A 20,407-nucleotide genomic window follows, 5' to 3' on the forward strand; every position below is an offset into this window, starting at 1 on the left:
TCGCCCATCGGGGGGTACGGGGGGTGGGTGCGGGCGTCCGTCCGGAGGGGTTCCGGGGCCCCGGGTGAGGCCGGCCCGGCCATGCCCCGCGCCCGGCCCGGGGACCGTGCCGGGACCACCGCCGCGCGCGGGCGCACGGTCACCCGGATAGGTGGTGCGGGGGCGGCCGTGCGCGGGCCCGGGGCGGTGATTGCCGAGCGTGGCCGGGGGCCGTAGAAACACCACACAGAGTGACCGCCCGGTACCGCCGCCGGGCCCGGCCCGTACGGGGGAACCGCCATGGACACCACCAAGAGCCCGACCCGCAGCCGTCCCGCCGGCCGGCGGGACTCGCGCCGGCCGGCCGGCACCCCGCGGGCCCGGCGCCGGCCCGGACCGCACGACTGGTTCGCGGAGCGCCTCCTGGCGGTGCTGAGCGGCCAGCGGCCCGTCCACTCGCTGCTGGGCCTCACGGTGGGCCCGGCCTACGAGCAGCTGGCGGACCTGGCCCCCACCGGGCCCCCGCTGGGCCGCCCCCGGCCCGTCCTGCGCCACTGCGGCCGCTTCCACCCCGGCCCGGGGGTCATCGAGGCCTTCGCCCGCATCGCCACCGGTGACCGCGTCTCGGCGATGGCCTTCCGCCTGGAACAGGGCCCGGACCTGCGCTGGCGTTGCGCGGCGATCGAGATCCGGGGCCCGCGCACCCGGGGGGATTCGGCCCGCGGGGCGGCGGTCGTATCCTGAGGGCGTTTCCGCCTACCGAAAGCAGCCGGCCATGCGCGTGTACGTCCCCCTGACACTCCCCGGCCTCGCCGAGGCGCACAAGGCGGGCGAGCTGGGGCCCGCCCCGCTCCGCGCCTACGCGGTGACCCCCGGGCTGCGGGAGTGGTACGTCTCGGACGACATCGAGGAGCTGGAGTACGCCGCCCTCAGCCGTGCCGCCGAGGCCTCCCTGCGCCTCCTGGCGGCCGACGCGGACGCCCCCCGCCGACGGGTCGTCGTCGCCCTCGACGTCGACGACAAGGCCGCCTCGGCGGTCCCCGGCCCCGACGAGGCCACCCTCGGCCAGGTCACCCTCGCCGCCGCCGTACGGCTCAAGGCGGCCGCCGCCGTCCACGTCGACGCCGACGACGCGACGCAGGACGTCGCCGCGGCCGCCGCGGCGCTGCCGGCCGCCGACGCCGGGGACGACGACGCCCGCTTCACCGTCGACGGTGCCGAGGACCACGAGCTGCTGTGGTTCGGCGTCCAGGAGATTCCGGGGCTGCTGACGTGAGCGCCGGCGGGGCCCACATCGTCTGGGACTGGAACGGCACGCTGCTGCACGACATCGACGCCGTCATCATCGCGACCAACGCCTCCTTCGCGGAGTTCGGGTTCGCGCCGATCACCCTGGAGACGTACCGGGACCTGTACGTCGTACCGGTCCCGAAGTTCTACGAGCGCCTCATGGGCCGGCTGCCCACCGAGGAGGAGTGGCTCGTCATGGACGAGACCTTCCACCGCTACTACTGGGCGGCGGCCGACGCGGCCGGCCTCGCCGAGGGCGCGCCGGAGCTGCTGCGCGCCTGGCAGGCCGACGGACTCACCCAGTCCCTGCTGTCCCTCGCACCCCACGACAAGCTCGTGCCGCTGGTGCGCACGCACGGCATAGACGGGCACTTCCTGCGCGTCGACGGCCGTACCGGGCCCTCCCACACCACCAAGGCGGGACACCTCGTACGCCATATGGCCGCCATGGAGCCCGCCGGAGTGACCGCCGGACGGACGGTCCTCATCGGCGACGCCGTGGACGACGCGCTCGCCGCGGCCCACGTGGGCGCACGGGCCGTGCTCTACACGGGCGGTTCGCACAGCCGGACCAGCCTCGAAGCCGCGGGCGTGCCCGTCGTCGACACCCTGGCCGAGGCCGTCGCCACCGCCCGCGAGCTGGCCGGATAAGGACCGGCACGGCCGGTCCGGCCACGTCGCTGGCCAGAGTGTCCAGGTTTCCCCCCGGGATTTGTACAGATGCTGTCAATGACGACCGGGGGGTGGGGCGAGATAGCCTGGACCCGTGATCAGCGCGATAGTCATCGGGGGCTCGGACGCCCCCGGCCCGCGCCCGGCGCACATCCGTGCCCGGGCCCTCGCTGGTCCCCACCGCCGGGACGTCCAGCCGATCATGGCCGAATCCCTCCCGGTCGGCTTTCCCGACGCCCCGGCGTCGACACAGAATCCGGACGCACCCACCGCCCCAGGGCGGCGCTGTGTCATTCCTTCCTTCACCTACGTCACGCAATGGCGCGCGACAGGAGCCAGAGGACATGCAGACCAAGCTGGACGAAGCAAAGGCCGAGCTGCTCGCGCGGGCGGCACGGGTAGCTGAGAACAGCCCGGCCGGGGGGCTACTTCCGACTGGGTCCGAGCAAGGGGAGCGTCCCGAACGGGGATCGACGCTCGCCTACCTCCAGCGCTACTACCTGCACACCGCCCCCGAGGACCTCGTCGACCGGGACCCGGTCGACGCGTTCGGTGCGGCACTCTCCCACTACCGGCTCGCCGAGAACCGGCCGCAGGGCACCGCGAACGTGCGCGTGCACACCCCCACGGTCGAGGAGAACGGCTGGACCTCCAGCCACTCCGTGGTCGAGGTCGTCACCGACGACATGCCCTTCCTCGTCGACTCCGTCACCAACGAGCTGTCCCGCCAGGGCCGCGGCATCCACCTGGTGATCCACCCGCAGGTCGTCGTGCGCCGCGACGTCACCGGCAAGCTGATCGAGATCCTCGGCCCCGACTGCGACGCCCACGGTCCCAGGACCGCCCGCCCGCACGACTCCCTCGTCGAGTCCTGGATCCACGTCGAGATCGACCGCGAGACCGACAAGGCCGACCTCAAGCAGATCACCGGCGATCTGCTGCGCGTCCTGTCCGACGTCCGCGAGTCCGTCGAGGACTGGGAGAAGATGCGCGACGCCGCGCTGCGCATCGCCGACGAGCTGCCGAACGAGCCCACCGCGCCCGACCTGCGCGAGTTCGAGCTCGAAGAGGCCCGCGAGCTGCTGCGCTGGCTCTCCGACGACCACTTCACCTTCCTCGGCTACCGCGAGTACAACCTCGTCGACGGTGACGCCCTCGCCGCCGTGCCCGGCACCGGCCTCGGCATCCTGCGCTCCGACCCGCTGCACAGCGGCAAGGAGGACGGCCACCCGGTGTCCCCGTCCTTCAACCGGCTGCCGGCCGATGCCCGCGCCAAGGCCCGCGAGCACCGCCTGCTGGTGCTGACCAAGGCCAACAGCCGCTCCACGGTGCACCGCCCCTCGTACCTCGACTACGTCGGCGTGAAGAAGTTCGACGCCGACGGCAACGTGGTCGGCGAGCGCCGCTTCCTCGGCCTGTTCTCCTCCGCCGCCTACACCGAATCGGTGCGCCGCGTCCCGGTCATCCGCCGCAAGGTCACCGAGGTCCTGGACGGCGCCGGCTTCGCCCCCTCCAGCCACGACGGCCGCGACCTCCTCCAGATCCTGGAGACCTACCCGCGCGACGAGCTGTTCCAGACCCCGGTCGACAAGCTCCGCGAGATCGTCACCTCCGTCCTGTACCTCCAGGAACGCCGCCGGCTGCGCCTGTACCTGCGCCAGGACGAGTACGGCCGCTACTACTCCGCGCTGGTCTACCTGCCGCGCGACCGCTTCACCACCGGCGTGCGGCTGCGCCTGATGGACATCCTGCGGGAGGAGCTCGACGGCATCAGCGTCGACTTCACCGCCTGGAACACCGAGTCGATCCTCTCCCGCATCCACTTCGTCGTCCGCGTCCCGCAGGGCACCGAGCTGCCCGTGCTGACCGACTCCGACGTCGAGCGCATCGAGGGCCGGCTCGTCGAGGCCGCCCGCTCCTGGGCCGACGGCTTCGGCGAGGCGCTGACCGCCGAACTGGGCGAGGAGCGCGCCGCCGAGCTGCTGCGCAAGTACGGGACCTCCTTCCCCGAGGGCTACAAGGCCGACCACTCGCCGCGCGCGGCCGTCGCCGACCTGTGCCACCTGGAACGGCTCTCCGCGAGCGACCGCGAGTTCGCGCTGTCGCTGTACGAGCCGGTCGGCGCGGGCCCCGGCGAGCGCCGCTTTAAGATCTACCGCACCGGCGAGCAGGTCTCCCTCTCCGCCGTCCTGCCCGTCCTGCAGCGTCTGGGCGTCGAGGTCACCGACGAGCGTCCGTACGAGCTGCGCCGCACCGACCGGGTCAGCGCGTGGATCTACGACTTCGGTCTGCGGATGCCGCTCGCCCCGGGCAACGGCGACTCCTACCTCGGCGACGACGCCCGCGAGCGCTTCCAGGAGGCCTTCGCGGCCGTCTGGACCGGCGAGGCCGAGAACGACAACTTCAACACCCTGGTCCTCGGCGCCGGGCTGACCTGGCGGCAGGCCGTCGTGCTGCGCGCGTACGCCAAGTACCTGCGCCAGGCCGGCTCCACCTTCAGCCAGGACTACATGGAGGACACCCTCCGCAACAACGTCCACACCACCCGGCTGCTGGTCTCCCTCTTCGAGGCCCGGATGTCGCCCGGCCGCCAGGTCGCCGGCACCGAGCTCATCGACGCCATGCTGGAGGAGCTGGACGGGGCCCTGGACCAGGTCGCCTCGCTCGACGAGGACCGCATCCTGCGCGCCTTCCTCACCCTCATCAAGGCCACCCTGCGCACGAACTTCTTCCAGCTCGACGAGGCGGGCGAGCAGCACGCCTACGTGTCGATGAAGTTCGACCCGCAGGCCATCCCGGACCTGCCGGCCCCGCGTCCCGCCTTCGAGATCTGGGTGTACTCCCCGCGCGTCGAGGGCGTCCACCTGCGCTTCGGCAAGGTCGCCCGGGGCGGTCTGCGCTGGTCCGACCGGCGCGAGGACTTCCGTACGGAGGTCCTCGGCCTGGTCAAGGCGCAGATGGTCAAGAACACCGTCATCGTCCCGGTCGGCGCCAAGGGCGGCTTCGTCGCCAAGAACCTGCCCGACCCGTCGGTGGACCGCGACGCCTGGCTCGCCGAGGGCATCGCCTCTTACAAGATCTTCATCTCGGCGCTGCTCGACATCACCGACAACATGGTCGCCGGCGAGGTCGTTCCCCCGCAGGGCGTCGTCCGCCACGACGAGGACGACACCTACCTCGTCGTCGCCGCCGACAAGGGCACCGCCACCTTCTCCGACATCGCCAACGGGGTCGCCGAGGACTACGGCTTCTGGCTGGGCGACGCCTTCGCCTCCGGCGGCAGCGCCGGCTACGACCACAAGGGCATGGGCATCACCGCCCGCGGTGCCTGGGAGTCGGTCAAGCGGCACTTCCGCGAGCTGGGCCACGACACCCAGACCGAGGACTTCACGGTCGTCGGCGTCGGCGACATGTCCGGTGACGTGTTCGGCAACGGCATGCTGCTCTCCGAGCACATCCGCCTCGTCGCCGCCTTCGACCACCGGCACATCTTCCTCGACCCGAACCCGGACGCGGCCACCTCCTACGCCGAGCGCCGCCGCCTGTTCGACCTGCCGCGCTCCTCCTGGGCGGACTACGACACCGCGCTGCTGTCGGCGGGCGGCGGCGTCCACCCGCGCAGCGCCAAGGCCATCCCGCTGAACGCGCAGGTCCGCGAGGCCCTGGGCATCGAGGCGGGCGTCGCCAAGATGACCCCGGCCGACCTGATGAAGGCCATCCTCCAGGCCCCCGTGGACCTGCTGTGGAACGGCGGCATCGGCACGTACGTCAAGGCGACCGCCGAGACCCACGCCGACGTCGGCGACAAGGCCAACGACGCCATCCGCGTCAACGGCTCCGACGTCCGCGCCCAGGTCATCGGCGAGGGCGGCAACCTGGGCCTGACCCAGCTCGGCCGCATCGAGTTCGCCCGCACCGGCGCCGGCGGCGAGGGCGGCAAGGTCAACACCGACGCCATCGACAACAGCGCGGGCGTGGACACCTCCGACCACGAGGTGAACATCAAGATCCTGCTCAACGCGGTCGTCGCGGACGGGGACATGACCGTCAAGCAGCGCAACAAGCTGCTCGCCGAGATGACCGACGAGGTGGGCCACCTCGTCCTGCGCAACAACTACGCGCAGAACACCGCGCTCGCCAACGGCGCCGCCCAGGCGCCCAGCCTGCTCCACGCCCAGCAGCGCTTCATGCGCCGTCTGGAGCGGGCGGGCCTGCTCGACCGGGGGCTGGAGTTCCTGCCCGCCGACCGGCAGATCCGCGAGCTGCTGAGCAACGGCAAGGGCCTGACCCAGCCGGAGCTGGCCGTGCTGTTCGCCTACACCAAGATCACGGTGGCGGGCGAACTCATCGGCACCGAGCTGCCGGACGACCCGTACCTGCGCCGCCTGCTGCACGCGTACTTCCCGGGCGCCCTGCTCTCCAGGTTCCAGGAGCAGATCGACGCCCACGCGCTGCGCCGGGAGATCATCACCACCCTGCTGGTCAACGACACCGTCAACACCGGCGGTTCGACCTTCTTGCACCGTCTGAAGGAAGAGACCGGCGCCTCCACGGAGGAGATCGTCCGGGCGCAGCTCGCGGCCCGCGAGATCTTCGGCCTGGCCGATGTGTGGGACGCGGTCGAGGCCCTCGACAACAAGGTCGCCGCCGACGTCCAGACCCGGGTGCGCCTGCACTCGCGGCGCCTGGTCGAGCGCGGTACGCGCTGGCTGCTCAACAACCGGCCGCAGCCCCTGCAGATCACCGAGACCATCGAGCTGTTCGCGGCCCGGGTCGAGCAGGTGTGGTCGGAGCTGCCGAAGCTGGTGCGCGGCGCCGACCTGGAGTGGTACGGGTCGATCCTGGACGAGCTGACCGGCGAGGGCGTGCCGGAGGAGCTCGCGGCGAAGGTGGCCGGCTTCTCGTCCGCCTTCCCGACGCTGGACATCGTCGCCATCGCCGACCGGACCGGCGTGGACCCCCTCGACGTCGCCGAGGTGTACTACGACCTCGCCGACCGACTGGACATCACGCAGCTGATGGACCGGATCATCGAGCTCCCGCGGTCCGACCGCTGGCAGTCGATGGCCCGTGCCTCCATCCGCGAGGACCTGTTCGCGGCGCACGCCGCGCTGACCGCCGACGTGCTGGCGGCCGGCAACGGCACTTCGACCCCCGAGGAGCGCTTCAAGCTCTGGGAGGAGAAGAACGCGGCGATCATCGGCCGGGCCCGGACGACCCTGGACGAGATCCGGGGCTCGGACGACTTCGACCTGGCGAACCTGTCCGTGGCGATGCGCACCATGCGCTCGCTGCTGCGCGCGCACAGCTGAGTGACGCCCCCTTCGGGGGGTGGGTGAACGGGCGGCCCGGGACCATCGGTCCCGGGCCGCCCGTCGTGCGTTCCGTCGCAGGTCATAGGCCTTTCGGTCCAACACGACGGCAGGGGGCGGGCAGTGCGGATCGAACGACACCAGGTGGACGGGGCCGCGGCGGACGCGACGCAGGAGGAGTTCGTCGACCGGATCGGCTCCATCACGCGCAGCATGTCGCGGGCCGGCCGGATGACCGTCTTCGACTGACAGATGATCTCCGAGGAGTTCCTCGACCGGCTCGGCGTCCTCTCGCTGGCCGACCCCGGCCTCGGCACCCCGGAGGCCGGGGCCGTGCTGGCGGCCGCGGCCGAAGCGGCCGCGGGCGCCGTCCGGTTCGCCGCCTATTACGCCTACGACTCCTTCCACGTGTCGCTCGGCCACGTGAACTTCGGCATGGGCTACCGGGGCGGCGACGCCGGGGACCGCGAGGACATCACCGCCGGGGACTGGCTCGACGCCTACTGCCTCGCGGTGCTCGCGGACGGCACGGGGCGGGACGGCGAGGCCTTCCACTTCGCCCGGGAGGCCTTCCGGGAGGACGGGGCGGGCCGTCCCGCGACGGAGCTCGTCGCCCGCACCCGGACACCCTCGCCCTGGACGTGCTGCGCGCCCTGGCCGCGGGCCAGGAGGAGGCGTACGGGGACGGGCTCGTGCGGCTGCTGCGCCGGCACGCCGAGACCTCCGGTCCCACGGGCGGGCCCCGGAGCCTGCTGCCGCTGGTGCCGGTCGCGCTGGCCGCGCTCGGTCACCGCGACCACGGCTGGTGGCCGCCCGTCGACATCGACTACCTGCCGTACGCACTGTACGAGGGCTACGAGGCCGACTCGGAGCGTTCCATCCGCGCGGCGTACCTCCCGGAGGACGGCGGGCGGCCGGACGCGCGGAAGCTGGTCGGTGCGCTGGATGATCAGGAGAGGCTCCTCATGATCCTCGCCTCGCGCGGGCCGGACGCCACGGACGAACAGGTGCGGGGGGTGCGGCGGCCCGCGCAGCTGGGTGCCGCGCTGTTCCGCACGACGCCGGCCGAACCGGACACGGATCGGGCCGGGAAGACCGGTGCCGTGCTCGACCTCGGCGTCCTGGCCCTGGCCTGCCACGCCCGGCGCCGCGGCCGGCGGGTTCCGGTGGCGTCGCCCTACCTGCCGCCGCGGCTGCTGACCGCGGCCGGGCCCCTCGTCGCGCGCTGAGGGGTGGCGGGGTGCCCGGCCGGCAGCGCGGCGGGGCGGCCGGGTGGGTCAGCCGCGCGAGGTGAAGGCCTCGTAGGCGTCGCATACCTCCTTGGAGGGGCCGTCCATGCGCAGGACGCCCGATTCCAGCCAGATCGCGCGGTCGCAGGTCTCGCGGACCGTTCCGATGCCGTGGCTGACGAGGAAGACGGTGCCCGCGCGGGCGCGCAGTTCCTCGATGCGGGCCTGGCTGCGGCGCTGGAAGGCGGCGTCGCCGGTGGCCAGGGCCTCGTCGATCATCAGGACGTCGTGGTCCTTGGCGGCGGCGATGGAGAACCGCAGCCGGGCGCCCATGCCGGAGGAGTAGGTGCGCATGGGCAGGGAGATGAAGTCGCCCTTCTCGTTGATGCCGGAGAAGTCGACGATGTCCTGGTAGCGCTCGCGGATCTGCCGGCGGGTCATGCCCATCGCGAGTCCGCCGAGGACCACGTTGCGCTCGCCGGTGAGGTCGTTCATCAGGGCCGCGTTCACGCCCAGCAGCGAGGGCTGGCCGTGCGAGTAGACCGCCCCGGAGGCCACGGGCTGGAGTCCGGCGATGGCCTTGAGGAGGGTGGACTTGCCGGAGCCGTTGGAGCCGATGAGGCCGATCGCCTCGCCCTTGTAGGCGGTGAAGCTGACGCCCTTGACGGCGTGCACCTCACGGACGCCGGGTGCCTGCCGGCGCGAGAAGATCCGGCTGAGGGCGGCGGTGGCGCCCCCCTTGCGGGTGCCGGCGCCGTGCACCTTGTAGATGACGTGGACCTCGTCGGCGATCACGGTCGGGACGCGGGTGCCGGCCGTCGTGCGGTCGGTGGACGTCGCGTCGCGGGTCAGGGTGTCAGCCACGGCCGTACTCCTCCTCTGCCTTCCAGAAGTAGACGAACCCGCCGACGCCGGCGAGCAGGGCCCAGCCGATGGCGATCGGCCAGACGTGGTGGGGCAGCGAGGCGGCCTTGAAGCTGTCGATCAGCGCGAAGCGCATGAGGTCGATGTAGACGGCCGCCGGGTTGGTCTTGAGCAGCAGGGTGATCCAGTGCGGCAGGTGGTCCGTCTTCAGGATGGAGTCGATGGACCACATCACGCCGGAGGAGTACATCCAGGTGCGCAGGACGAACGGCATCAGCTGGCTGACGTCCGGGTTCTTGCTGCCGATGCGGGCCATGACCATGGCGCAGCCCGCGCAGAAGACGGCCATCAGGAAGAGCGCCGGGAGGGCGTTCAGCCAGGCCGGGCCGGGGGTCTGGCCGAAGGCCAGGAGCAGGACGACCAGGGCGCCCATGGTGACGAGCAGCTGCTGGAAGAGCTGCACGACGGAGGAGATGGGCAGGCTGGCGCGGGGGAAGTGCAGGGCGCGGACCAGGCCGAGGTTGCCGTGGACGGCGCGGGTGCCGGCGTTGACGGAGCTGCCGATGAAGTCCCAGACGAAGACGCCGGTGATCAGGAACGGCAGGTAGTCCGGCACGCCGTGGCTGGCGTGCATGACGACGCCGAAGATGAAGTAGTAGACGGCCGCGTTGAGCAGCGGGGTCATCAGGTGCCAGACCTGGCCGAGCTTGGCCGTGCTGTACGTGGCCTGCATGCGGGCGCCGGCGTACGCCGTCACGAAGTGGCGGCGGCCCCAGAGCTGCGCCAGGTAGCGGGGCAGGGAGGGGCGGGCGCCGCTGACGGTCAGGCCGTGGGCTGCCGCCAGCTCTGCGGGGCTCTGCGGTGCGGTAACGGTGGTCACGGTCACGGGGGAGTCGCTTTCGACGGGGGCGGGGCGTCGCTGGCGGGGGTGCCTCCCAGCGGAGACTGGGGACGGGACGGGTCCGTATCGTCGCTACGTGGAGCGTAGGGCCCTCGACGTCGGAACGCAACCGTATCGTCGTGACGTGGCCGCCGCTATGCTCTGTGCATGACCACCGAGCCCTCCCCCGCCCCCGCCCGCCGCGCCCCCGCCGGGGCCGCCGTCCTGCGCGAGGACGTGACCGAGGCGATCCGGGCCGCGGTCGTCGAGGAACTCGCGGCGGTCGGCTTCGCCCGGATGTCCATCGAGGGCATCGCCCGGCGCGCCGGGGTCGGCAAGACCGCCGTGTACCGGCGCTGGAAGTCCAAGCTCCACCTGGTGCTCGACCTGGTGGGCGCCTTCGCCGCCGACGGCCTGCCGGTGCCGGCCACCGGGTCCCTGTACGGGGACCTGCGGGCCCTGCTGGAGGTCATGTCCCACGTACTGCGCCACCCCGTGGCCTCGGCGGTCATCCCCGACCTGCTCGTGGAGGCCGCCCGGAACCCGGAGATCGCCGACGCGGTGCGCGGGGCCCTCCTCGACGGCCAGCGCCGGCTCGCCGAGGGGATCGTCGCCGAGGCCGTCGAGCGGGGCGAACTGCCCGCGACGGCCTGCCCGGAGCGGGCGCTGGACCTGGCGATCGGGCCGCTGTACTGGCGGCAGGTGGTCGTGCGCGACGCCGTGCCGGCCGGCTACCTCGACGACCTGGCGCGCGCGGTCGTGGCGGGGCTGCGGGCCGGCTGACCGGACGCGTCAGAACGCGTAGCGGTGCGCCGGCGTCGCTTCCGGGGCCTGGGACGGGGCCGGCGGGGCGGGGTGGCGGTCCTCCGGCGGAGTGATCGCCGGGAGGGGCGCCGACTGCCCCAGGAAGACCCGGCGGACCACCCGTTCCGCCGCGTGCCCGTCGTCGAAGGAGCAGAACCGCGACCTGAAGGCGGAACGCAGCTGCGCCGAGCGCGACCCCTGCCAGTGGCCGGTGGCGAAGATGTCCACGAGCTCGTCCTCGGTGCGCGCGACCGCCCCCGGCGGGCACGCCCGCAGGTCGAAGTAGGTCCCGCGGGCTGCCTCGTACGCCTCCCAGTCGTCCGCGTGGATCACGATCGGCCGGTCCAGCACCGCGTAGTCGAACATCAGGGACGAGTAGTCCGTGACCAGCGCGTCCGAGGCCAGGCAGAGCTCCTCCACCGACGGGTGGGCGGAGACGTCGATCAGCCGCGGGTGCGGGTCCCACGGCCGGTCCCTGCCCGCGTACGTCAGGTGCGTGCGGGCGAGCAGCGTGAAGCGCGGGCCCAGGTCCCGCAGGACCCGCTCGAAGTCCAGGTGCTCGGGCCGGCTGCGGCGGTAGTCGCGGTGCGTCGGGGCGTAGAGGACGGCCGTGGAACCCGGCGGGACGCCCAGGCGTTCGCGCAGCTCCAGCACGTCGGACCGGGTGGCCCGGTGGAAGACGTCGTTGCGCGGATAGCCGTATTCGAGGGTGGTGTACGAGGACGGCACCGCCCGCTCCCAGACCAGGGTGGAGTGCCGGTTCGAGGAGAGCAGGTAGTCCCACTGGTCGGCGCCGCGCAGCAGGCCGGCGAAGTCCGGGGTCGGGGTGGCCGCCGGACGGTCCTGGAGATCGAGGCCGACCCGCTTGAGCGGGGTGCCGTGCTGGGTCTGCACCAGGATCTGCCCCGGGCGCTTGACCAGGGCGCGGTCGAAGTTGACGTTGGTGGTGAGGTACGTCGCGCGGGCCAGGGCCGTCCAGTACGCGGCCGAGCCCGGCCGCAGCGGGGTGGTCTCGGGCGGGAGCGTCGGGGTGTGCCGGGGGTCGCAGATCCACGCCGTGCGCATCCGAGGGGCCAGTTCCCGCAGCTTCGCCTCGATCGCCGCCGGGTTGCAGGCGTAGCCGCCGTGCCAGTACGCGGAGAACACCGCCAGTTCCGGGCGCAGCGGCAGCAGGCGCTGGATCCGGTAGTGCAGGCGCAGACAGGACTCGCGCAGCCCCCGCACCGGCGCGGCCCCCGCCCGGCCCGCCGCCAGGGACGCCGAGCGCAGCACGGACAGCAGCCGGTAGGCGCGCCGCAGGCCCAGCCGCATCAGGGCGTGCCGCAGCCGGTCCGTGCGGGACGGGGACGGCGGCAGGGAGCCGGAGCCCGCGCCGGGGGCCCGGTGGCGGCGCAGCAGGGCCGAGGCCCGCGCGAAGAACTCGGGGCGGGCGCCGTGGGGGATGCGGCCGCGGTGGGCGTACAGGACGCAGAAGTGCTCGGCCATCCGCCGGTGCACGGCCGGCCGCCAGCGCTCCAGCTCCGGGCGGGTGGCGAGGTAGCCGAAGACCCGCTCGTACTGGTCGAAGACGTCGAGGTGGCGGCGGGTGGAGGTGGTCAGGATCGAGCCGGTGCGGCGCTGGCGGTAGTGGACGCAGACCCGGTCGAGGACGGCCAGGGACTCGGCGGCCAGCAGTGCCGGATAGGTCCAGGGGGTGTCCTCGTAGAAGCCGGGCGGGAACGAGAGGCCCTCGCGCTCCACGTACTCGCGGCGGTACGCCTTGTTCCACACCACCATCAGCATGCCGAGGAGGGAGGGGCGGTCGGCGAGGCGGAAGCTGGCCGGGCCCTCTTCGCGGAGGCGGTGCGCGAGCCGGTTGCGGACCAGTTCGCCGGTCCAGAAGGAGCGGGCGTAGTCGTAGACCAGGACGTCGGGGGAGCCCGTGGCCTTGAGCCGGTCGGTGATGGCCTGGAGGGCGCCGGGGGCCAGGGTGTCGTCGCCGTCGAGGAAGAGCACGTAGTCGCCGCCCGCGCGGGCCAGACCCGCGTTGCGGGCCGGGCCCAGGCCGAGGTTGTGCGCCAGGTGCACGGCGGTGACCCGGGGGTCGCGCGCCGCGTACTCGTCGATGATCGCGCCGCAGGCGTCCGGGGAGGCGTCGTCGACCGCGATCAGCTCCAGATCCGGGTACGACTGGGACAGGACCGAGTCCAGGCTCTCCTGGAGGTACGCCTGCACCTTGTACGCGGGCACGATGACGCTGAACCGGGGCACGGCACATCCAGGGGTCGGCGCGGGCATGTGGCCCAGCAACCGCGGGCGCGGCGTTCGGGTTACGCACGGTGTGGCAATCGGGTTACCCGGCGTCAACACCGCACGTCAATGCCGTGATCACGCTGCTACTTGACGGCTCCGGCCATCACCCCCGTCACGAACTGCCGCTGGAACGCGAAGAAGACGACGAGCGGCACCACCATCGACAGGAAGGCCCCGGGCGCCAGGACGTCGATGTTGTTCCCGAACTGCCGCACCTGCTGCTGGAGCGCCACCGTGACGGGCGGGTGCGCCGAGTCCGCGAACACCAGCGCCACCAGCATGTCGTTCCACACCCACAGGAACTGGAAGATGCCGAGCGAGGCGATCGCCGGACCGCCCAGCGGGAGCACCACCCGCGCGAACAGCCGCAGTTCGCCCGCTCCGTCCAGGCGCGCCGCCTCCAGCAGCTCGCGCGGGATCTCCGCGAAGAAGTTGCGCAGCAGGAACACCGCGAAGGGCAGGCCGAAGGCGGTGTGGAAGAGGACCACCCCCGCCGTGGTCTCGAAAAGGCCGATGGCCCCGAAGAGTTCGGACACCGGGATCAGCGCCACCTGCACGGGAACCACCAACAGGCCCACGACGACCAGGAAGAGCCAGTCCCGGCCCGGGAACTCCAGCCAGGCGAAGGCGTATCCGGCGAGCGAGCCCAGCACGAGCACGAGCAGGGTCGCCGGAACGGCGATGGCCACCGTGTTCAGCAGCGAGCCGGTGATGGTGTCGTTGGCCAGCAGCCGGGCGTAGTTCGTCGCCGTCAGCTTCGAGGGCGCGGTCAGCGCCCGCCACCAGCCGCCCGTGTTGAGGTCGGTGGGGGACAGGAACGAGGAGATCAGCAGCCCGAGGGTGGGCAGCAGCCAGAAGAGCGCGGCCAGGACGAGGAAGACGCGGGTGGCGCCGGCCGCGGCGCGGGCCGCGATCCGGCCGACGGCGGTGGGTGTGCTCATCGGGACCCCTCCTTCCGCAGCCTGCGGATATTCAGCAGCATCACGGGCACCACCAGAACCAGCAGCAGCACCGCGATGGCACTGCCCAGCCCCTGGTCGGCGTCCGTTCCGAACGACGTCCGGTACAGCTGCAGCGCCAGCACGTTCGCGTCGTCCTGGACCGCGCCCGGCGCGATCACGAAGACCAGGTCGAAGATCTTCATGACGTTGATGACGAGGGTCACCAGGACCACCGCCAGCACCGGCGCGAGCAGCGGCACGGTGATCCGCCGGAACACCTGCCACTCACCCGCCCCGTCCACCCGCGCCGCCTCCAGCAGCTCCCGCGGTACGGCCGCCAGCCCGGCCCCGATCAGCACCATCGCGAACCCGGCCCACATCCACACGTACGCCCCGATCACCGCCGGCGTCACCAGCACCGGGCCGAGCCACTCCACCCCCGCGTACGCCTCCCGGAAGTTGGACCCCGGCAGCCGCAGCAGCGCCCCGTCCGCCGCCGCCGGCAGGGCGAAGGTGCCGTCCGCGCGGGCCGTCGTCGAAGCCACCACCCGCCCGCCGCGCACCGCCTCCACGCGCATCCCGGAGAAACCCCGCTCGGTCGGGTCGACCGCGTTCGGCCGGCCGCCCCCGCCCCGGGTGAAGTCCTGCCAGACGGTGCCGGTGACCTTCCCCGGCTCCGCGGGCGCCGCCGCGGCCGTACGGGTCCCCGCCGGCAGGGCCTCCGGCGCCACCCCGACCAGCGGCAGCAGCACCGGAACGCCCGCCCGTACGGGCGCCCGCGTCACGAAGGCGCCCCCGTCGGCGGGATCCAGCGGGGAGTCCCGGCCCGGCCGGGCCTTGGGGAAGGCCGAGGACTCCGCGAAGGTGTCGTGCACCCCCACCCAGACCGCGTTGGCCACGCCCCGGTGGGGGTCGTGGTCGTAGACGAGCCGGAAGATGATGCCCGCCGCCAGCATCGAGATCGCCATCGGCATGAAGACGAGCAGCTTGAACGCCGTTCCCCAGCGCACCCGTTCGGTGAGCACCGCGAAGACCAGGCCGAGCGCCGTGGCCACCGTCGGCGCCAGCACCACCCACAGCGCGGTGTTGCGCAGCGCCGTGCGGATGGTCGGGTCGCTCAGGATCTCCCGGTAGTTGCCCGCGCCGACGAACACGTCCCCGGAGCGGTCGAAGAGGCTGCGGTAGAGGGAGTACCCGATGGGCTGCACGACGAGCGCGCCCAGCAGCACCAGCGCCGGCAGGAGGAACGCCGCCGCGATCAGCCGCCGCCGCCCGGCCGCGGACCGTCCGGACGGCGTCCGGCCGGCTGCCGACGGGCCGGCTGCCGACGGGCCGGCTGCCGACGGGCCGGACGGCGATCGGCCGTCTGCCGTCCGGCCGTCTGCCGTCCGTCCGGCCGTCGGCGACGGGCCGTCCGGCGCGTTCGCCGTGCCCGTGCCCGTGCCCGTGCCCGTGCCCGTGGCGGCGGCCGCTGCGCGCGCCGCCGCCGTCCCGTCGTCCGGATCCCCGGCTGGCCCCTTGCCGGTCGTGGCGGTCACCGGATCAGTTCCCGTAGGCCTTGGCCGCGTCCGCCTCCAGTTTCGCCTGGGTGCCCGCCACGTCCGACGGGTTCGCCAGGAAGTCCTGGAGCGCCTTCCACTCCCCGGCGCCCGGCGTCCCGCCGAACGCCGCCGGAGCCTGGTCCGACATGTCGAAGCGGAAGTCGTCGCCCGCCGCGACCAGCGCCTTCGCGATGTCCCGCTGGATCGGATTCGGGTACGCGCCCGGATCCACGGCCTTGTTCGGGGAGACGAAACCGCCCTCGCGGGCCTGGATCTCCGCCGCGTCCGCCGAGGCCAGGAACGTCAGCAGCGCCTGCGCGCCCTTCGACGGCTTCAGCGCCACCGCCACGTCACCGCCCGACACCACCGGCGCCTTCGCGCCCACCGCCGGGAACGGGAACACCTTGGCGCCCTCGCCCACCTTCTCGCCGGTCTGCGCGATGTTCACCGCCACGAAGTCGCCCTCGAAGACCATCGCCGCCGCGGGCCGGTCGCCCCCGGAGAAGGTCTGCGTCACCGACTTCGGGAACTCCGTCGCCAGCGCCCCGCTCGTTCCGCCCGCCAGGAAGTCCTTGCGGCCGAACAGCTGCCCGAGCGTGGTCAGCGCTTCCTTGACGCTGTCGTCCGTCCACTTCAGCTCGTGCCGCGCCAGCCGGTCGTACTTCTCCGGACCGGCCTGCGACAGGTAGACGTTCTCGAACCAGTCCGTCAGGGTCCAGCCGTCCGCGCCCGCCACCGAGACCGCCGGGGTGCCGGAGGCGGACAGCGTGTCCGCCGCCGCGATCAGCTCCTTCCAGGTCTTGGGGGGCGCGACGCCCGCCGCCTCGAAGGCCTTCGCGTTGTACCAGACCAGCGACTTGTTGGCCGCCTTGTAGTACACCCCGTACTGGGTGCCGTCGACCGCGCCCAGCTTCTTCCAGCCCGCCGAGTAGTTCGCGTCCAGCTGGGCCGCGGCCTCCGGGCCCACCGGCTGCGCCCACTTGTTCCGGACCGCCGACACCAGCGCCCCGACCTGCGGGAGCAGCGCCACGTCCGGCGGCTGACCGCCCGCGATCTTGGTACCGAGGAAGGTGACGATGGGGTCCTGGGCCGGTACGAAGGTCACCTTCGCGCCCGTGCGCTTCTCGAACTCCTTGAGCACCTTGGCGAAGTTGGCCTGCTCCGGCCCCGTCCAGACCGCGGCGACCTCCAGCTTCTCGCCGGGCAGTTTCGGTAACTCCACCCGCGGCGACGCCGTTCCGCTCGGCCCGCGCTCCTCCGGCCCCGGCTGCGGACCGTCCCCGCACGCCGACAGCGCGAGTGCCCCCGCGGCCGCCAGGGCCGCCCACCCGATCGTCGTCCGGCTCGTTCCGTGCTTGCGCATGGCTGTGCCCCCGATGCCCGTGTGTGTCCCGGACCACAAGGTCTACGCCGACCCGCGCGGCCCCGCAATACCGCGTGAGGGGGCCGTCGGGGGGCCGCCGCGGGGGAGGAGGGGACGTCAGGGGGCGGGCGGGAACAGCACCGGGGTCGCCGACACCAGGTGGGAGGCCCGGTCGAGGGCGCTCGCCAGCAGCGCCAGGTCCGTCGGGCCGTTGCCCAGCTCGCGCACCGGACGGCGGGCCGGCGGATCACCCATCCGGTCCCACTCCACCGGGACCACCGTCGGCCGCAGCGTCGCCGTGCGCGGGATCCGGCCCGTGACCCGGCCCGCCTGGAACGGCACCGCACGCCCGTCCGCGTAGCGCAGCACGCCGCGGCCCGGACCCGGCTGGTCCGGGGCGTCCAGCTCGACCCGCAGCGTGGAGCGCCGGGCCAGCTCGGTGTCGGCCGTACGGTCCGGGCGCGCGCTCGTCGCTATCAGGTGCACCCCGAGCCGGGTGCCCTCCCGGGCCACCGCCTCCAGCGCCCGCACCACCGAACCGGCGGCCGGCCGGCCCGTACTGCCCAGCGCGGGCGCGACGAGCGCGTCGAAGTCGTCCACCAGCACCACCAGCCGGGGCAGCGGACTCGGCCCCGCCGCCGGCTCGGTGCGCGGCGCGGAGGCCCGCAGCCGCAGGGTGCCGCTGCGCTGCGGATCGAGGTCACCGCGGAGCTCGCCCGGCGTGGGCTGGCGGGGCGCGACCACCCGGCCCGTCAGCTCCCGGCCCGCGTGCCACTCCGCGAACGCCGTCCCGTCCAGCAGTTCGTGGCGGCGCTTCAGCTCGGCGCCGAGGGCTTGCGCGAACTCCCGCATGCGCAGCGGGTCCGAGGCCACCAGGTGGGCCGACACGTGCGGGAGTTCCGTGCAGGGCGCGAGGCCGTCGCCGCGCTCCCCGCCGGCGCCGTCCAGCAGGACCAGGCCCAGGCGGTCGGGGCGGGCCGCCGCCGACAGGGACGCCGCCAGCGAACGCAGCAGCTCCGTCCGGCCGCTGCCGGCGGGCCCCTCCACCAGCAGGTGCGGACCGTCGTGGACCAGCTCGGCACCGACCGGCCCGCGCCGGCCCGCGCCGAGGACGATCTCCACCCGGCCGCCGACGCCCTGGCCCTGATCGGTGGCCGCCGCCCAGCGGGCCATCAGGGACGCCGGGGTGGCCCGGGCCAGGCCGAGCTCGTCGAGGAGCCGCGCGGTCGCCGGGAGGCTCGCGGCGGCCGGACGGTACCCGGCGCCCTCCGCGGGCGCCGCGTCCGCGCGCAGCGGCGCCAGGGCCCGGGCGAACCGCTCCGCCCAGGCGGCGGAGACCCCGTCCGCGACCGCCGTCTCCCCGGGTCCGGCCGGCCGGCCGCCCGCGACGGGGAGGCTGCGCACCGCCGTGGCCACGTCGCCGCTCAGCAGGGCGGCCCGGCCGCAGTCGCGGAACGCCGGGGAGCTCGCACAGGCCGCCTCGTACGTCGCGGCCACCGGGGAGGCGGGCGTCGCCGCCGGGGCCTGTGCGAGGACGAGTACGTGGATGCCCGCCGCCGGCCCGTGCGAGGCCAGCCGGCCCGTCACCTCGCGCAGGTGGCCCGCGCCCGGATCGCCGTCCACGACCACCAGCGTGCGGGGCCCCGCGTAGGCGTGCGCGGCCCGGCGCAGCGACTCCGCGTCGGCGGCGGCCCAGTTGGTGCCGAGCGCGCTGTCGTCCAGCCGCCGGGTCAGCTCCCCGGTCCGCGCGGCCGCCTGGTCCCGGTCGTACGCGAGCAGCAGCCGGCAGTCCTGGCCGTGCGCCGGGCGTACGTGGGGCAGCCAGCCCAGCCAGCCCCAGTCGCGCCGCCGCTCCTGCACGGGGTACGCGCGGTCCGCCGCCAGCAGCACGATCTCCAGCCGCGCGGGCGCGTGCAGCCCGGCCAGCTGGGCGATCACGGACCGGGCGACGCCGGTCAGCCGGTCCCGCGGCCCCGCGATCCCGAGCGAGCCGCACTCGCGCAGCGAGACCCGGCTGCCCGCGCCGAGCCCCGCCTCCAGGAACCGGGGGTGTCCGGTCCCGCGCGACCACAGCCGCCGCGTCGGCCCGAGCGCGGCCAGCAGCAGCGCCGCCGGGTCGTCGGTGTCCGGTGCCGCGGCCCTGGCCGGCGCGTCCGGTTCGGCCTCCGCCGCCTGCTCGGGCTCCTCCCCGCGCACCCATCTGCGCGCCCAGGCCCCGAGCCCCCGGCGCCTGGCCGCGCCGGGCGTCCCGGGCTGAGTCCCGTCTCCGGGCGTCTGCGACAGGGGGGCGCCGGAGTGCCGGTCCGGTTCCGCGGCGGTGCCGCCGCCGGGGGCGGCCGGTGACGCCGGGCGGCCCGTGGCGGGGTGCGCCGCGCCGGGCGTGCCGGGCCTGGGGGTGCCGGGGCGCAGCCCCAGGACGGGGTCGGGGCCGGGGCCGCCGTGCGCGGAGGGGGCGTCCGTGCCGGGCTCCGTACCGTCGGCGCCCGTACCCGCCGGGCCGCCGGAGGGGCCCGGGGAGGGGAGGGAGAGGTGGCCCTCCAGGTCGGGGACCACCGTCAGGGGCCGGGCGTCCCCGGAGCCGGAGGCCAGCCGCAGGGTGGACTCGCCGACGCGCAGCAGCGCGCCCGGCGGCAGCGGTACCGTCCCCGCGCCCACGGGGGCGCCGTCGAGGGTGGTGCCGTTCGTCGAGCCGAGGTCGGCCACGGTCACCCGGCCGTCCGCCCGTACGGTCACCGCGCAGTGCAGCCGCGACACGTCCGGGTCGTCCAGCGGTATGTCCGCGTCCGCCGAGCGTCCGATCCGGACCGCCCCGGGGTGCAGCAGGTGGACCCCGCCCGCGTCGGGTCCGGCCACCACGTGCAGCTGCGGGGCGGCGTGTCCGTCGTCGGCCAGCGCGTCACCGTCGGGCGCGGGGGTGTGCAGCGTCAGCACCGCCCCGTCGACCAGCGGCGGCTCGCCGAGGACGGCCCGCTGCGGGTCGAGCCGGCGCGCTCCGGCGTACAGCACCACCGTGCCGCCGGTGTCGGGACCGCCCACGGTCGCCGCGAGCCCGGAGGCGACCGCGGCCAGCGCGGTCCCGGCGGGCGCGGTGACGAGGACGTCACAGCCGGCCGCCGCGGCGGCGGCCTGGTGGCCGCTGCGCGGCCCAAGGACGGTCAACCGGATCTGCATCGCCGTCAGCGGTCCCTTCTGCGCGGAGCGCAGTGCGCGGTGCGTGCGTCCGGCAGGGGACGGCGGGGC

Annotated in this window: 14 protein-coding genes; 7 read left to right on the top strand and 7 right to left on the bottom strand. The window is 74.1% G+C overall.

The features are described 5' to 3' along the window. The first annotated feature begins 279 nt into the window (after positions 1-279). The 6 genes from ACZ5D2_RS28090 to ACZ5D2_RS28115 all read left to right on the top strand — a co-directional run bounded on the left by ACZ5D2_RS28090 (position 280) and on the right by ACZ5D2_RS28115 (position 8,482). Positions 280-723 (top strand): Rv3235 family protein, encoded by a 444-nt coding sequence (locus ACZ5D2_RS28090; protein ID WP_280920272.1) that lies wholly within the window; start codon positions 280-282, stop codon positions 721-723. Positions 724-754: 31 nt separating this feature from the next. Then, entirely contained in the window at positions 755-1,255 is a 501-nt protein-coding gene (locus ACZ5D2_RS28095; RefSeq protein WP_371678303.1) for a DUF6912 family protein, read from the top strand. Continuing rightward, on the top strand, positions 1,252-1,920 hold the full coding sequence (locus ACZ5D2_RS28100) for an HAD family hydrolase (RefSeq protein WP_468933044.1): 669 nt from the start codon (positions 1,252-1,254) through the stop codon (positions 1,918-1,920). The genes ACZ5D2_RS28095 and ACZ5D2_RS28100 overlap by 4 nt, the downstream gene beginning before the upstream one ends. 365 nt (positions 1,921-2,285) lie before the next feature. After that, the gene (locus ACZ5D2_RS28105) at positions 2,286-7,253 is read left to right on the top strand and encodes an NAD-glutamate dehydrogenase (protein ID WP_371678305.1); all 4,968 of its coding nucleotides are present in this window, start codon (positions 2,286-2,288) and stop codon (positions 7,251-7,253) included. A 123-nt stretch (positions 7,254-7,376) separates the two neighbouring features. After that, positions 7,377-7,502 (top strand): hypothetical protein, encoded by a 126-nt coding sequence (locus ACZ5D2_RS28110; RefSeq protein ID WP_468933049.1) that lies wholly within the window; start codon positions 7,377-7,379, stop codon positions 7,500-7,502. Between the two features lie 392 nt (positions 7,503-7,894). After that, positions 7,895-8,482: an Imm49 family immunity protein gene (locus ACZ5D2_RS28115; protein WP_468933052.1), complete on the top strand. Its 588-nt coding sequence runs from the start codon at positions 7,895-7,897 to the stop codon at positions 8,480-8,482. 48 nt (positions 8,483-8,530) lie between these two features. Here ACZ5D2_RS28115 and ACZ5D2_RS28120 read toward each other — a convergent pair whose 3' ends face one another. After that, positions 8,531-9,346, bottom strand: a complete 816-nt coding sequence (locus ACZ5D2_RS28120; RefSeq protein ID WP_371678306.1) for an ABC transporter ATP-binding protein — start codon at positions 9,344-9,346, stop codon at positions 8,531-8,533. Continuing rightward, positions 9,339-10,232 (bottom strand): ABC transporter permease, encoded by an 894-nt coding sequence (locus ACZ5D2_RS28125; RefSeq protein WP_468933055.1) that lies wholly within the window; start codon positions 10,230-10,232, stop codon positions 9,339-9,341. The genes ACZ5D2_RS28120 and ACZ5D2_RS28125 overlap by 8 nt, the downstream gene beginning before the upstream one ends. A 162-nt stretch (positions 10,233-10,394) precedes the next feature. Between ACZ5D2_RS28125 and ACZ5D2_RS28130 the strand changes: the two genes are divergently transcribed. Continuing rightward, entirely contained in the window at positions 10,395-11,009 is a 615-nt protein-coding gene (locus tag ACZ5D2_RS28130; RefSeq protein ID WP_371678308.1) for a TetR/AcrR family transcriptional regulator, read from the top strand. Positions 11,010-11,018: 9 nt separating this feature from the next. On the opposite strand, the gene ACZ5D2_RS28135 is transcribed toward ACZ5D2_RS28130, so the two are convergent. The 5 genes from ACZ5D2_RS28135 to ACZ5D2_RS28155 all read right to left on the bottom strand — a co-directional run bounded on the left by ACZ5D2_RS28135 (position 11,019) and on the right by ACZ5D2_RS28155 (position 20,338). After that, on the bottom strand, positions 11,019-13,280 hold the full coding sequence (locus ACZ5D2_RS28135) for a bifunctional glycosyltransferase/CDP-glycerol:glycerophosphate glycerophosphotransferase (protein ID WP_468933058.1): 2,262 nt from the start codon (positions 13,278-13,280) through the stop codon (positions 11,019-11,021). 125 nt (positions 13,281-13,405) lie between these two features. Next, a complete protein-coding gene (locus ACZ5D2_RS28140) occupies positions 13,406-14,263 on the bottom strand; it encodes a carbohydrate ABC transporter permease (protein ID WP_371678310.1) in 858 nt (285 codons plus the stop codon). Beyond that, entirely contained in the window at positions 14,260-15,801 is a 1,542-nt protein-coding gene (locus ACZ5D2_RS28145; protein ID WP_468933062.1) for a carbohydrate ABC transporter permease, read from the bottom strand. The genes ACZ5D2_RS28140 and ACZ5D2_RS28145 overlap by 4 nt, the downstream gene beginning before the upstream one ends. 4 nt (positions 15,802-15,805) lie before the next feature. Then, positions 15,806-17,167: an ABC transporter substrate-binding protein gene (locus ACZ5D2_RS28150; protein ID WP_468933065.1), complete on the bottom strand. Its 1,362-nt coding sequence runs from the start codon at positions 17,165-17,167 to the stop codon at positions 15,806-15,808. Positions 17,168-17,284: 117 nt separating this feature from the next. Further along, positions 17,285-20,338: an FtsK/SpoIIIE domain-containing protein gene (locus ACZ5D2_RS28155; RefSeq protein WP_468933069.1), complete on the bottom strand. Its 3,054-nt coding sequence runs from the start codon at positions 20,336-20,338 to the stop codon at positions 17,285-17,287. Between the last annotated feature and the right edge of the window lie 69 nt (positions 20,339-20,407).

The sequence above is a fragment of the Streptomyces sp. NPDC031479 genome (assembly GCF_055581065.1).